Genomic DNA, 13076 nt, shown 5'->3' on the forward strand with positions numbered 1-13076 from the left:
CGCTCCACCGTCGTCCCGCCGCCGGCCGCGTCGCGCCCCGCCGGCCGCGTCGGCGCCTCAGCCGCTGCGCCGCCGGAGGGTGGCCGCGGCGAGCACCAGCGCCAGCGCCGCCGCGCCGGCGACCACCGCCACGTCCCGCCACATCGTGCCGGTCGGCTCCGCGTGGGCGCCGACCTCCTGGAGCGCCTCGACGGCGTACGACAGGGGCAGCACGTCGCTGACCGCCTGCAACCAGCCCGCCATCTCGCCCCGGGGCACGAAGAGCCCGCAGAGCAGCAACTGGGGCACGACCACGACCGGCATGAACTGTACGGCCTGGAACTCGGTGCGGGCGAAGGCGCTGCAGAACAGCCCGAGCGCGACGGCGAGCACGGCGTTCAGCGCGGCGACCAGCACCACCAGCCCGCTGTGCCCGGCGGTGTCCAGCCCGAAGACGCCGTACGCGACCACGGACGCCACGACCGCCTGGACCACCGCGGCCAGCCCGAACGCGATGCCGTAGCCGAAGAGCAGGTCGAGCCTGCCCAGCGGGGTGGTGAGCAGCCGCTCCAGCGTGCCCGTGGTGCGCTCGCGCAGCATCGCGATGCTGGTCACCAGGAACATGATCACGAAGGGGAAGAAGCCGAGCATCACCAGGGCGACCCGGTCGAAGGTCGACGGCTGCCCCGGCGGGGCGGGCTGGTCGACGTACATGGCGTGGACCAGGGCGAGCAGCACCGACGGGACCACCAGCAGCAGGGCCACGGTGCGTCGGTCGTGCCGCAGTTGGCGCAGGATGCGGCCGGTGGTGGCGGCCAGGATCCGGGGGTTCACGACGCCTCCCGTCCGGCGGCGCCCGCCCTGATCAACCGCAGGAACGCCTCGTCCAGGTCGTCGGTGCCGGCGGCGGCGCGGACCGCGTCGGGGGTGTCGTCGGCGATCAGCCGTCCCTCGCGGATCAGCAGCAGCCGGTCGCAGCGGGCCGCCTCGTCCATGACGTGGCTGGAGACCAGCAGGGTGGTGCCGGCGGCGGCCATGGCGTGGAACCGGGCCCACAGGTCGGCCCGCAGCACCGGGTCCTGGCCGACGGTCGGTTCGTCGAGGACGAGCAGTTCCGGCTCCCCGACCAGGGCGCAGGCCAGCGACGCCCGGCTGCGCTGCCCGCCGGAGAGGGTGCCGACCAGTTGGCCGGTGGCCGACCCGAGCCCGACGTCGGCGACCGCCTGGTCGGCTTCGGCCCGCCCCCGGCCGTGCAGGGCGGCGAAGTAGCGCGCGTTCTCGCGCACCGTCAGGTCGGCGTAGACGCTGGGCGCCTGGGTGAGGTAGCCGACCCGGCGGCGCAGCTCCGGCGACCCGGCGGGGCGCCCCAGCACGGTCACCGAGCCGGCGCCGAGCACCTGCACGCCGACCACCGCCCGCAGCAGCGTGGTCTTGCCGCTGCCGCTCGGGCCGAGCAGCCCGGTGACCGAACCGCGCGGTACGTCCGCGCTGACGCCGTGCAGCACCCGCCGCCCGCCCCGCTCGACGACCAGGTCGCGTACCGCGATCGCCTCGTCCACCGGTGCCTCCCGGGGAAACTCATCATCCGTTGAACTCGACGCTAACGGAGACGCCCGCCGGGCCGCAACGGTCGACCCCGGTCCACCCGTACGGACCCCGGAGCGGCGGGCGGATCGGTCGGGCATTAGCCTTCGGACCCGGACAGCGGGTCCGCCAACGGGCATCAGGCGCGGCATCGGGCATTGCGCCCTGATCGGACGTACGGCACGATGGCGCCGTGGGTCACGCTGCGTCACCGGACGAGAGGTTCCTCGGCGAATGGGCGGCCCGGTTGCGGGCCGGAGCCGAGCAGCCCGTGGTGGGCATCATGCTGCGCGGCAGCCACGCCCGGCGGGCCGCCACCGCGCACAGCGACGTCGACGTCGACGTGCTGCTCGACGGCGCCCCGTACGCCGCCCGCCGGGCGTTCCTGGCCGAGCACGGGGGCCGGCTGACCCACGTGTCGGTGGCCGCCCGCGACGTGAACTCCTGGCTGACCCGCCTCGGCGAGCCCGCCGACTGGGCGTTCGGGCTGCCGGTGACGGCGCCGGCCCGGCTGCTGTGGGCGGACCCGCACTGGCGGCCCCGGATCGACCTGCCGGTGCTCTGCCATCCCGCCGGCGAGCCGCAATTGGAGGAGCTGATCGCGACGCTCGGTAAGGTGGCCGGCGCGCGCGACGCCGACGACCACCTCGGCGTCCGGCTGGCTGCCGCCGATCTGGCCCGGCTCTGCCCGTCCGTGCTGCGGCTGGCCAACCCCACGGTCCGGGTGACGTCCCGGCGGGCGGCCTTCGCCGCCGCCCTCGACCTGCCGGTGGCGCCCCCGCACTACCGGGAGGACCTGCTGCTCTGCCTCGGCCTGCGGCCCGGCTCCGTCGGCCAGCTCTGCGCCGCCGCGGCCCGTCTCGTCACCGGCGTCCTGCCGCTGGTCCGCCCGTACGCCGCCGAGGTCGCGCGGGCCGCCGGCGCGGACCTGGCCGACGCCCTGACCGACGGCCGGCTGGACCGCTACGTCGACCAGCTCACTCGGCCCGCCCACCGGCCGCCGCGCCCCCGGCGGGAGCCGTCACCCGTGCCCGCCCCGCGTGCGGGACAATGGGTCACTGTGCCCGTACCTGACGCGCCCGTGACCGGCGCCCACCCCAGTCCGCAGGAGCCCGCGGCCGACGGCGCGGTCCGTCCGTCCCGGCTCGACCCGGCCATCGCCACCCGGCTGCGCCGCACCCCCGACGGCCTGGTGGCCGCCGTGGTCCGCCAGCACGACTCGGGTGAGGTACTGATGGTCGCCTGGATGGACGACGAGGCGCTGCACCGCACCCTGACCACCGGCCGGGCCACCTACTGGTCGCGCAGCCGCCGGGAGTACTGGGTCAAGGGCGCCACCTCCGGGCACCACCAGCACGTCCGCGCGGTGGCCCTGGACTGCGACGGCGACGCGCTGCTGGTCGACGTCGACCAGGTCGGCGCGGCCTGCCACACGGGGCACCGCACCTGCTTCTTCACCGAGCTGCCGGTCGGCGGGGACGGGGCGGGTGCCCGGTGAGCGCGCAGCGCGTCACGCCCGGCGGCTCCCGCACCGACGGCGCGGTCAGCCCCGACCCGGCCACCTTCGCCGAGCTGGCCGCCCGCTGGCGGGTCGTGCCGGTCACCCGCCGGCTGCTCGCCGACGCGGAGACCCCCGTCGGCGTCTACCGCAAGCTCGCCGGCGGCCCGGGGACGTTCCTGCTGGAGTCGGCCGAGCAGGGCGCCGGCTCGGCCGGCCTGGCCTGGTCGCGCTACTCGTTCATCGGCGTACGCAGCAGCGCCACGCTGACCGAGCGGGACGGCGCTGCGGTGTGGACGGGCCACCCACCGGCCGGGCTGCCCACCTCCGGCGACCCGGTCCAGGTGCTGCGCGAGACCGTCGAGGCGCTCGCCGGCCCGGCGTTCGACGCGGCCAGCGGCATGCCCCCGCTGACCGGCGGCATGGTCGGCTACCTCGGCTACGAGCTGATCCGGCGCTTCGAGCGGCTGCCCGAGCTGACCGAGGACGACCTGGGCGTGCCCGAGCTGGGCATGATGCTCGCCACCGACTTGGTGGTGCTCGACCACTACGACGGCTCGGCGATTCTCGTCGCCAACGCGATCCTGCCGCCGCTGGCCGAGCCGGACCGGGACGCCGAGGTCACGGCGGCCTACCACCACGCGGTCGGGCGGCTCGACGCGATGACCACCGCGCTGTCCCGGCCGATCCCGCCGATGGTCTCGACCGTCGGGCGGCCCCCGGCCGGCGAGGTGCGCAGCCGTACGCCCGAGGGCGGCTACCCGAAGGCCGTCGAGGCGGCCAAGGAGGCGATCCGGGCCGGCGAGTGCTTCCAGATCGTGCTGGCCCAGCGGTTCGAGCGGGACACGCACGCCGACCCGCTGGACGTCTACCGCGTGCTGCGCACGACGAACCCCAGCCCGTACATGTACCTGCTGCGCTTCGACGGCTTCGACATCGTCGGGTCCTCGCCGGAGGCGCACCTGAAGGTGACCGGCGACGCCGAGGGGCGGCGGCGGGCGCTGCTGCACCCGATCGCCGGCACCCGGCCGCGCGGCGGCACCCCCGAGGCCGACGCCCGCCTCGCCACGGAGCTGCTCGCCGACCCGAAGGAGCGCGCCGAGCACGTGATGCTGGTCGACCTGGGGCGCAACGACCTGGGCCGGGTCTGCCGCCCGGGCACCGTCGAGGTGCCGGAGTTCGCCACCATCGAGCGCTACAGCCACGTCATGCACATCGTCTCGACCGTGGTCGGCACGCTGCGCGAGGACCGTACGGCCTTCGACGCGCTGGCCGCGACCTTCCCCGCCGGCACCCTCTCGGGCGCGCCGAAGGTGCGGGCCATGGAGATCATCGAGGAGCTGGAACCGGTCCGGCGCGGCATCTACGGCGGCACCGTGGGCTACTTCGGCTTCGGCGGCGACCTGGACATGGCGATCGCGATCCGCACCGCGCTGATGCGCGACGGCAGGGCGTACGTGCAGGCCGGTGCGGGGGTGGTGGCCGACTCCGACCCGGCCGCCGAGGACCAGGAGACCCGGAACAAGGCCGCCGCCGTGCTCGCCGCCATCGCCGCCGCCGAGACCCTCCGGCCCGCCCGATGACGGCCGCCGAGCCGGGGACGACTCCGGCCGCCGACGCGAAAGTGGGCGCGCGGCCCGGCACGCAGCGGCGCGAGCTGACGTACGCCGTGCTGCTCTGCGTGGCCGGCGCGGGCCTGGCGCTGTGGGCGTCGACCCGCACCTGGGCGGTCGAGTTGACCGCCCGGCCCACCCCGCTGCCGCCGGTACGCGACGCCCGCACGGGCGCCGGCCTGCTGCCCTGGCTGCCGGCGCTGGCCCTGGTCGGGCTGGCCGGCGGCGGGGCCGTGCTCGCCACCCGGGGACGGGTGCGGCGGCTGCTGGGCGGGCTGCTGTGCGTGCTCGGCGCGGCCGTGGCGGCCGGCGGCGGCTACGGCCTGGTCGCGGCGTTCGACGGCGAGGTGGCCCGGCAGTGGCCGGCGCTCTGCCTGCTCGGCGGGGTGCTCGCCACTGCGGGCGGGCTGCTGACGGCGCTGCGGGGGCGGCGCTGGCCGGCGATGGGCGCCCGCTACGAGCGGCGGCCCGCGGGTGACGCCGCGCCGGCCGCCCGGGGCGAGGGCGACCGGGTCACCGGCCGGCACACCACCGAGGCGTGGGACGCGCTGGACCGGGGCGAGGACCCGACGGTCAGCTGACCGGCTGGCGCTCGCGGGCGGCGGCCCGGGCCGCCGCCAGCTCCGCCACCAGGCGGTCCAGCTCGGCCCGCTGCTCGGCCCGGGCCCGGTCGGCGCAGACCGCCTCCCAGGCGTTGCCCCGCGCGGTCCGCATGCGGGCCTCGCCCACCACGGCGCGCTCGAGGGTGTGGACCACGCCGACGGCGAGCGATGCGACCGTGCGCGAGACGGTCGTCAGTCCGATGGGCTGGTGCGGCTCGACAGTGCTCATGATCACCCCGCGAGGATCGTTGGTGACGGTGGGGCAGGCGCGTCATCGAGTCTGCCCGAGGACGATGCTGGCTGGTTCACGTTTCGCCGTGGTGACCGACACGTCAACACTGCTCGCAGGCCCGCCACCAGGCAAAGGGCCGTTCGACCTTGAGGTAGGTCACAGCATCGACCGGCGTCCCCGGCGGTCGCCGGACCGGGCGGCCGGCCGCGCCCTCAGATAGGATCACGTCGATGACCCGGGGGGTGGGGGCGGGAATGGTCGGGTGTCGTTCGTCGCGGGGTGCGGTCGCCCTGCGTGACATCCCGTTCACCGGAGGTCGGCCATTATGCCCCAGCCCATCTCGTGAGGCACGCCATACCCCCGGCGGCCGTCGCCAGGTGGCGCCCCCTAGCATCGGCCCATGACACCCGGAGAGGGGAGTCCGTTGGTGACTGCTGAGCATGCGCACGCGGAGGGGGACGAGGCCGGTACGGCAGCGTCCGTAGGCGTGCTCGACGAGATCCTGGCCGGCGTGCGCGAGGACGTCGCCCGGCGCCAGGAGCAGGTTCCGCTGGAGCGGATCCGCGAACTGGCCGCCGCCGCGCCGCCGCCGCTGGACGCGTACGCGGCCCTGCGTAAGCCGGGCGTCGCGGTGATCGCCGAGGTGAAGCGCTCGTCGCCGTCCAAGGGGCGGCTGGCCGAGATCGCCGACCCGGCCGACCTGGCCGGCGACTACGCCGCCGGCGGGGCGCGGGCGATCAGCGTGCTCACCGAGGGGCGCTGGTTCGGCGGCTCGCTCGACGACCTGGCCGCCGTCCGCGCCGCCGTCCGCATCCCGGTGCTGCGCAAGGACTTCGTCGTCTCCAGCTACCAGGTGCACGAGGCCCGCGCGCACGGTGCCGACCTGGTGCTGCTGATCGTCGCCGCGCTGGAGCAGAACGCCCTCGTCGGCCTGCTGGAGCGGATCGAGTCGCTGGGCATGACCGCGCTGGTCGAGGTCCACGACGAGGAGGAGGCCGACCGCGCCCTGGAGGCCGGCGCCCAGGTCATCGGGGTCAACGCCCGCAACCTGCGTACCCTTGAGGTCGACCGCTCGGTGTTCGAGCGGATCGCGCCCGGCCTGCCCAGCAGCGTCGTCAAGATCGCGGAGTCGGGGGTGCGCGGCCCGCACGACCTCATCCGGTACGCCTCGGCGGGCGCCGACGCGGTCCTGGTCGGCGAGGGTCTGGTCACCCAGAAGAGCCCCCGCGAGGCGGTGGCCGAGCTGGTCAACGCCGGCAACCACCCGGCCACGCCCCGCCCGGTGCGCTGACCCCGCGCCGGTTCGTCAGCACCGAGAGGACGATCCCATGAGCGAGCGGAGCGAGCGAATCTTCAGGCTCAGCGCGAAGGTGCCTCATGGCGGCACGGAGCGAAGCGGAGTGCCGGCATGAGCGCCGACGTGACGGCTGCGGCCGGTCCGCTGCCCGACGCCGCCGGTCACTTCGGCCGGTTCGGCGGCCGGTTCGTACCGGAGGCGCTGGTCGCGGCGCTCGACGAGCTGGACGCGGCGCACCGCGCGGCGATGGCCGACGAGTCGTTCCGGGCCGAGTTCGGCGCCCTGCTGCGCGACTACGCCGGCACCCCCTCGCTGCTCTACGCGGCGGAGCGGTTCTCCGCCAAGCTGGGCGCGCGGGTGCTGCTCAAGCGGGAGGACCTCAACCACACGGGGGCGCACAAGGTGCGCAACGTGCTCGGCCAGGCCCTGCTGACCAGGCGGATGGGCAAGCGCCGGGTGATCGCGGAGACCGGTGCCGGCCAGCACGGCGTCGCCACCGCCACCGCCGCCGCCCTGTTCGACCTCGACTGCGTGGTCTACATGGGGCAGGTCGACACCGAGCGGCAGGCGCTCAACGTGGCCCGGATGCGGATGCTCGGCGCCACCGTCGTTCCCGTCACCAACGGCTCGCGCACCCTCAAGGACGCGATGAACGAGGCGATGCGCGACTGGGTCGCCAACGTCGACGACACCCACTACCTGATCGGCACCGCCGCCGGGCCGCACCCCTTCCCGGCGATGGTCCGCGACTTCGTCCGGGGCATCGGCGACGAGGCGCGCCAGCAGTGCCTGGACCTCACCGGCGCGCTGCCGGACGCCGTCACCGCCTGCGTCGGCGGCGGCTCCAACGCGCTGGGCATCTTCCACGCCTTCGTCGGCGATCCCGACGTGCGGCTCTACGGCTTCGAGGCCGGGGGCGACGGGGTGGAGACCGGCCGGCACGCGGCCAGCATCACCGGCGGGTCCGCCGGGGTGCTGCACGGCACCCGGACGTACGTGCTCCAGGACGCCGACGGGCAGACGTGCGAGTCGCACTCGATCTCGGCCGGGCTGGACTACCCGGGCGTCGGGCCGGAGCACGCCTGGCTGCACGACAGCGGCCGGGCGACGTACCTGCCGGTCACCGACGAGGAGGCGATGGCCGCGTTCGAGCTGCTCTGCCGCACCGAGGGCATCATCCCGGCGATCGAGAGCGCGCACGCGCTCGCCGGCACCCTCAAGATCGCGCCGAAGCTCACCGCCGAGCTGGGCCGGGAGCCGACGATCGTGGTCAACCTCTCCGGGCGGGGCGACAAGGACGTGCACACCGCCGGCGACTACTTCGGCATCCTCGACAAGGAGCAGTGAGAACGTGAGCCGGATCGGGGTGGCCTTCGACAAGGCCCGCGCCGACGGGCGGGCCGTGCTGGTCGGCTGCATGCCGGCCGGCTTCCCGACCGTCGAGGGCAGCATCGCCGCGATGACCGCGATGGTCGAGGCCGGCGTCGACGTCATCGAGGTGGAGATCCCGTACTCCGATCCGGTGATGGACGGCCCGGTGATCCAGAAGGCCAGCGACATCGCCCTCGCCGGCGGCGTACGCACCCGCGACACGCTGCGCGTCATCGAGGCCGTCGCGGCCACCGGGGCACCCGTGGTCACCATGACCTACTGGAACCCGGTCGAGCGCTACGGCGTCGACGCCTTCGCCCGGGACCTCGCCTCGGCCGGGGGCACCGGGCTGGTCACCCCGGACCTGATCCCGGAGGAGGCCGGCGAGTGGCTGGCCGCCTCGGACGCGTACGGGCTGGACCGCACCTTCCTGGTCTCGCCGTCCTCGACCGACGCGCGGCTGGCGATGACCGTCGAGCACTGCCGGGGCTTCGTCTACGCCACCGCGATCATGGGTGTCACCGGCGCCCGGGCGAAGACCTCCGACGCGGCCCCGATCCTGGTTTCCCGCACGCGGGAGGTCACCGACCTGCCGGTCGGCGTCGGGCTGGGCGTCGGCACGGGCGCGCAGGCCGGCACGGTCGCCGGGTACGCCGACGGCGTCATCGTCGGCAGCGCACTGATCCGCTGCCTGCTCGACGCGCCGGACGAGGCGTCCGGGCTGGCCGCCCTGCGCGCGCTGAGCGCGGAACTCGCCGAGGGCGTCCGCAACCCGACCCGCTGACCGACCGCCCCGCCGCCCTCCCGCCCGCTCGCCCCGGGTCAGTCGTGCGGTGCCCGGCCTCCTGTCGCGCCCCGGTGAGTGGCGGGCTGCCCGGCCTTCCGTCCCGCCCCAGTAAGTGGCGCGGTGCCCGGCCTTCCGTCCCGCCCCGGTCAGTGGCGCGGTGCCCGGTCGGCCGGCGGGGTGCTCCGCTGCCCCGGTGGGTGGCCCGCCGTCGGCGCCGGGGCGCCCGGGGCGGTGTCACGCAGCACGCCGGAGCGGCCCGCCAGGGCGTCGGTGAGCGCCGCCCGGGTGGTCGGGGTGAGCGCCTCGGGTAGCGCCGACGGGTGGTGCCAGGACGGCCGGCAGCCCCCCACCGGGTCGCCGGCCGGCCCCGACCCCCGCGTACGCGCCCGGAAGACGTGCACCAGGACGTCGGGCAGCGGCCCGGCGCGCCCGGCCGCCGGTGCCGGACCGACCTGCGCCGCCGGCGACGCCCCGTACCGCCCGGCGAGGTGGTAGAGGCCGACCAGGTCGACGACCTCGACCTCCCACCCGGTCTCGGCCCGGATGTCGCGCGTGACCGCGTGCACGGGGCTCTCGGCCGGGCGCAGCCGCCCACCGGGCAGGCCGTGGCGCTCGCCCCGGCCCTGCCGGCACAGCAGCACCCGGCCGGCGTCGTCGGTGACGACCGCGGCGACCGCCCAGGTGAGCGCGCTCATGGACAAAGAGCCTACGGCGGCGCAAACCAGAAGTCACCGGGACCGGCGGACGGTGGACCGGGGTGCCACCGGAGGGGGCCACGGCGGTAGCGTGTGCATCCGTGACTCTCGCCTCGCTGACTCCCCAGGCGGCCCTGCCCAGCCCCAGCACCGCCGTCTGGCAGCTCGGACCGGTGCCGATCCGGGCGTACGCGCTGTGCATCATCGTCGGCATCGTGGTGGCCTGCTGGGTCACCGAGCGGCGGTTGCGCCAGCGCGGCGTCGCCCCCGGTGCGGTCCTCGACATCGCGGTCTGGGCGGTGCCGGCCGGCATCGTCGGCGCCCGCATCTACCACGTGATCACCTCTCCGGAGAAGTACTTCGGCACCGGCGGCGACCCGATGAAGGCGTTCGCCATCTGGGAGGGCGGTCTCGGCATCTGGGGCGCGGTGGCCGGCGGGGCCGTCGGCGCGTGGTTCGCGGCCCGGCAGCTCGGCATCCCGTTCGGGGTGGTCGCCGACGCGCTGGCCCCCGGCCTGCCGCTGGCCCAGGCGATCGGCCGGCTCGGCAACTGGTTCAACAACGAGCTCTACGGCGGCCGGACCACCCTGCCGTGGGGTCTGGAGATCCACCGGATGGACCCGGACAACCCGGGTCACGCGCTGCGCGACGACGCCGGCAAGCCGATCCTCGAACCGGGCCTCTACCACCCGACGTTCGCCTACGAGCTGCTGTGGAACGTCGGCGTGGCCGCGCTCGTCCTCGTCCTCGACCGCAAGCTGCGCCTCGGCCGGGGACGGGCGTTCGCGCTCTACGTCATGGGCTACACGGCCGGGCGGTTCTGGATCGAGCTGATGCGCACCGACGAGGCGAACACCATCCTCGGCGTACGCCTGAACGTCTGGACCGCCGGCCTGGTCTTCCTCGGCGCCCTCGCCTACTTCGTGCGGGTGCGCGGCCCCCGGGAGTACGTCATTCCCATCGGCGCCGCCGCGACCGCGGAGCCGGTCGTCGGCTCCGACGTCTCGCAGGTCGACCTGTCCGCGAAGGAGGCCGGCACCCGGCCGGCGGCCCCGCAGGGCTACCGGGTGGTGAGCGAGGAGCAGTACCGGCACTGGCAGGAGACCGGCGAGACGCCGGCCCAGCCGGACGCCGAGGCTGACGGGCCGTCCAGTGCGGCGGACACCGACGACGACCTGCCCACCGGGTCGACCGCCGCCGGGGACGACGGCGCGCCCGCCGGGCAGACCCCGCAGGACCGGGCCGGGGCCACGGGCACCCGGCCCGCCGAGCGCGACAGCTGAGGAGGAGCACCCGATGCGTAGCGCGGTCGTGGTCGGCGCCGGGATCGGCGGCCTCGCGGTCGCCGGCGCGCTGGCCCGCTCCGGCTGGCGGGTCACCCTGCTGGAGCGTGCCGACCGCGTCCGCCCCGAGCCGACCGCCGTGGCGCTCTGGCCCAACGGCGTACGCGCGCTGCGCGCCCTGGGCCTCGGCGCCGGCCTGGAGGCGATCGCCACGGAGCTGCCCGACGGCGGGGTACGCCGCCCGGACGGGCACTGGCTGGTGCAGCCCCGCCCCACGCCGGCCGACCGGATGCCGGTGGTGGTGCACCGGGAGGACCTGCACGACGCGCTCATCGCCGGCCTGGGCGATGAGGTCGAGCTGCGCACCGGGGTGACCGTGCGGACGGTCCGCGCCGTCTCCGGGGAGCGCCCCTCGGTCGGCGACGGCCGGCACACCATCGAGGCCGACCTGGTCGTCGCCGCCGACGGCACCGACAGTGCGCTGCGCCGGCAACTCGCCCCCGAGTCCGGCGTGGTCAGCTCCGGCTGCGCCGCCTGGCGGGCGGTGATCCCCTGGTACCGGGCCCCGAAGCTGCCCGCCGACCGGCCCGTCGGCGGCGAGGTGCTCGGTGCCGGCTACCGCTTCGTGTCGGCCTCGCTCGGCGAGCGTGGCTCCTCCGGCGGCTCCAGCCGGGGCGGCATCTACTGGGTCGCCACCGCCGTCGGCGCGCCCCGCCCGGAGCCGCCGGAGACCCAGCTCGCCCTGCTCCGCCGCTGGTATGCGGGCTGGCCTGCGCCGATCGCCGACCTGCTCGACGCCACCGACCCGGCGGACCTGGTGCAGCAGGAGATCCGCGAGCTGCGGCCGCTGCCGAGGTCGTACGGCTTCCCGACCGGCCCGGGCGGGGTGGTGCTGCTCGGCGACGCCGCTCACGCCATGCCGCCGCACCTCGGTCAGGGCGCCTGCCTCGCCTTCGAGGATGCCGCCACCCTCGCCTCGCTGCTGCGCGAGTCCCGCCTGCCCGACGCGGTGGTCGCGTACGACCGGGTGCGCCGGCCCCGGGCGGCGACGGTGGTCCGGCAGACCCGCCGGATGTCGGCGGTGCTGAAGGCCCGAGGCCCCCTGGCGCTGCGCGCCCGCGACGTAGCCTTGGGCGCCCTCACCCCCCGCCTCCTCTCCACGGCCGCCACCACGGCCGCCCAGTGGCGCCCCCCAACCTGACCCGTCGGGCCGATGTGCCGCCCCGAGCGCTCGGTCAGGGGGTGACCGGGGCGGGTTCGGCGATGCAGGCGGTGCCGATGCGGCGGAAGCCGACGCGCAGGTAGACCCGGGCGATGTCCTCGCTGCCGGCCGAGAGGAAGACCAGGTCGGTGCCGGCGGCCAGCAGCTCGCGGGCCAGCGTGGCGGTGACCGCCGCGCCCAGGCCACGGCGGCGGGCGGCCGGCAGGGTGGCCACGCCGGCGATCTCGGCGACGTCGCCGACGCGCATCGCCATCCCGCTGGCCAGCGAGCCCTCGGCGGGCGTCTCCGCCAGCACGGACAGGCGCCGGCCGTCCGCGACGCGGGTCCGCTCCTCGTCGAGCGCCGCCTCGTCCAGCTCGGCCATCGCGGCGTCGCGCTGCGCGGTGCCGGCCTCGCCGGGTTCGGTGCCGGCCGCGGAGAACCCGACGGCGGCGACCGCCCGCCGCGCCGCCACGTCCGCCGCGAAGTCGGGCGCCGCCGCGTCGAGCGTCCGCAGCGGTACGTCAGTGAGGGTGCCCGGGTCGGGCAGGGCGGCCGGGTCGAGCACCATCAGCGGCGCCTCCAGCACCGCCAGCCCCGCCGAGCGGGCCACGGCCAGCAGGTCGGGGGTGGTCTCGTGCACCCATTCGAGGGCCTCGGGCAGGCCGAGTTCGCGCTGCCGCTCGCGTACGGCGGTGATGTCCGCCAGCGACGGCGCACCGGTGGCGTCGAGCCGGGGCCGGGCGTAGAACGGCCAGCCGGCGCCTTCCCTGACGAACAGTACGAGCGGGCCGTACTCCTCCGTACGCGCCGCGTCCCGGGGCACCGCGTCGTAGAAGTGCTCCAACCGGCCGAACAGGTCCCTGTCAAGAGAATCCACCGCGCGAGACTACACGTCCCAGAGTCTGGAAGGTGTGATCAATCTGCACTGGCC

13 protein-coding genes and 1 pseudogene are annotated in these 13076 nt (G+C 75.9%); 9 read left to right on the top strand and 5 right to left on the bottom strand.

What is annotated here, in order from left to right; translation table 11 throughout:
* Positions 1-57 precede the first annotated feature (57 nt).
* Both EV374_RS16765 and EV374_RS16770 read right to left on the bottom strand, forming a co-directional pair.
* The gene (locus tag EV374_RS16765) at positions 58-813 is read right to left on the bottom strand and encodes an ABC transporter permease (protein WP_132236366.1); all 756 of its coding nucleotides are present in this window, start codon (positions 811-813) and stop codon (positions 58-60) included.
* Positions 810-1538, bottom strand: a complete 729-nt coding sequence (locus EV374_RS16770) for an ABC transporter ATP-binding protein (RefSeq protein ID WP_132236368.1) — start codon at positions 1536-1538, stop codon at positions 810-812. The genes EV374_RS16765 and EV374_RS16770 overlap by 4 nt, the downstream gene beginning before the upstream one ends.
* Before the next feature lie 308 nt (positions 1539-1846).
* Here EV374_RS16770 and EV374_RS33470 point away from each other — a divergent pair.
* The 4 genes and pseudogenes from EV374_RS33470 to EV374_RS16785 all read left to right on the top strand — a co-directional run.
* Positions 1847-2428: pseudogene (locus EV374_RS33470) on the top strand (phosphoribosyl-AMP cyclohydrolase); the annotation flags it as partial.
* A gap of 195 nt (positions 2429-2623) precedes the next feature.
* Positions 2624-3061 carry a phosphoribosyl-AMP cyclohydrolase gene (gene hisI / locus EV374_RS33475; protein ID WP_132236513.1) on the top strand — a complete coding sequence of 146 codons (438 nt, stop codon included), beginning with the start codon at positions 2624-2626 and terminating at the stop codon, positions 3059-3061.
* Positions 3058-4644: an anthranilate synthase component I gene (locus tag EV374_RS16780; protein WP_132236370.1), complete on the top strand. Its 1587-nt coding sequence runs from the start codon at positions 3058-3060 to the stop codon at positions 4642-4644. Before hisI ends, EV374_RS16780 begins: the two co-directional genes overlap by 4 nt.
* The gene (locus EV374_RS16785; RefSeq protein ID WP_132236372.1) at positions 4641-5255 is read left to right on the top strand and encodes a Trp biosynthesis-associated membrane protein; all 615 of its coding nucleotides are present in this window, start codon (positions 4641-4643) and stop codon (positions 5253-5255) included. Before EV374_RS16780 ends, EV374_RS16785 begins: the two co-directional genes overlap by 4 nt.
* Here the strand turns inward: EV374_RS16785 and EV374_RS16790 are convergent.
* Positions 5248-5505 carry a hypothetical protein gene (locus EV374_RS16790; RefSeq protein ID WP_101415126.1) on the bottom strand — a complete coding sequence of 86 codons (258 nt, stop codon included), beginning with the start codon at positions 5503-5505 and terminating at the stop codon, positions 5248-5250. The genes EV374_RS16785 and EV374_RS16790 overlap by 8 nt on opposite strands.
* Positions 5506-5995: 490 nt before the next feature.
* Here EV374_RS16790 and trpC point away from each other — a divergent pair, with 490 nt between their 5' ends.
* The 3 genes from trpC to trpA all read left to right on the top strand — a co-directional run bounded on the left by trpC (position 5996) and on the right by trpA (position 8960).
* The gene (trpC, locus tag EV374_RS16795; RefSeq protein WP_192581374.1) at positions 5996-6799 is read left to right on the top strand and encodes an indole-3-glycerol phosphate synthase TrpC; all 804 of its coding nucleotides are present in this window, start codon (positions 5996-5998) and stop codon (positions 6797-6799) included.
* A 117-nt stretch (positions 6800-6916) separates the two neighbouring features.
* Positions 6917-8152, top strand: a complete 1236-nt coding sequence (gene trpB, locus EV374_RS16800) for a tryptophan synthase subunit beta (RefSeq protein WP_132236376.1) — start codon at positions 6917-6919, stop codon at positions 8150-8152.
* Between the two features lie 4 nt (positions 8153-8156).
* A complete protein-coding gene (gene trpA, locus EV374_RS16805) occupies positions 8157-8960 on the top strand; it encodes a tryptophan synthase subunit alpha (RefSeq protein ID WP_132236378.1) in 804 nt (267 codons plus the stop codon).
* 149 nt (positions 8961-9109) lie between these two features.
* Here trpA and EV374_RS16810 read toward each other — a convergent pair whose 3' ends face one another.
* Complete coding sequence (locus EV374_RS16810; RefSeq protein WP_132236380.1) at positions 9110-9658, bottom strand: NUDIX domain-containing protein; 549 nt, start codon at positions 9656-9658, stop codon at positions 9110-9112.
* A gap of 101 nt (positions 9659-9759) precedes the next feature.
* Here EV374_RS16810 and lgt point away from each other — a divergent pair, with 101 nt between their 5' ends.
* Both lgt and EV374_RS16820 read left to right on the top strand, forming a co-directional pair.
* Positions 9760-10941 (top strand): prolipoprotein diacylglyceryl transferase, encoded by a 1182-nt coding sequence (gene lgt, locus EV374_RS16815; protein ID WP_132236382.1) that lies wholly within the window; start codon positions 9760-9762, stop codon positions 10939-10941.
* A gap of 13 nt (positions 10942-10954) precedes the next feature.
* A complete protein-coding gene (locus EV374_RS16820; RefSeq protein ID WP_132236384.1) occupies positions 10955-12142 on the top strand; it encodes an FAD-dependent oxidoreductase in 1188 nt (395 codons plus the stop codon).
* 34 nt (positions 12143-12176) lie between these two features.
* Here EV374_RS16820 and EV374_RS16825 read toward each other — a convergent pair whose 3' ends face one another.
* Positions 12177-13022 (bottom strand): GNAT family N-acetyltransferase, encoded by an 846-nt coding sequence (locus EV374_RS16825; protein ID WP_132236385.1) that lies wholly within the window; start codon positions 13020-13022, stop codon positions 12177-12179.
* Positions 13023-13076: the final 54 nt, after the last annotated feature.

This window comes from Micromonospora sp. CNZ303 (assembly GCF_004345505.1).

Coding starts and splice junctions, on each gene's coding strand:
- EV374_RS16785 (WP_132236372.1), top strand. CDS start 4,641: ATGACGGCCGCCGAGCCGGGGACGACTCCGGCCGCCGACGCGAAAGTG.
- EV374_RS16790 (WP_101415126.1), bottom strand. CDS start 5,505: ATGAGCACTGTCGAGCCGCACCAGCCCATCGGACTGACGACCGTCTCG.
- trpB (WP_132236376.1), top strand. CDS start 6,917: ATGAGCGCCGACGTGACGGCTGCGGCCGGTCCGCTGCCCGACGCCGCC.
- EV374_RS16810 (WP_132236380.1), bottom strand. CDS start 9,658: ATGAGCGCGCTCACCTGGGCGGTCGCCGCGGTCGTCACCGACGACGCC.
- EV374_RS16820 (WP_132236384.1), top strand. CDS start 10,955: ATGCGTAGCGCGGTCGTGGTCGGCGCCGGGATCGGCGGCCTCGCGGTC.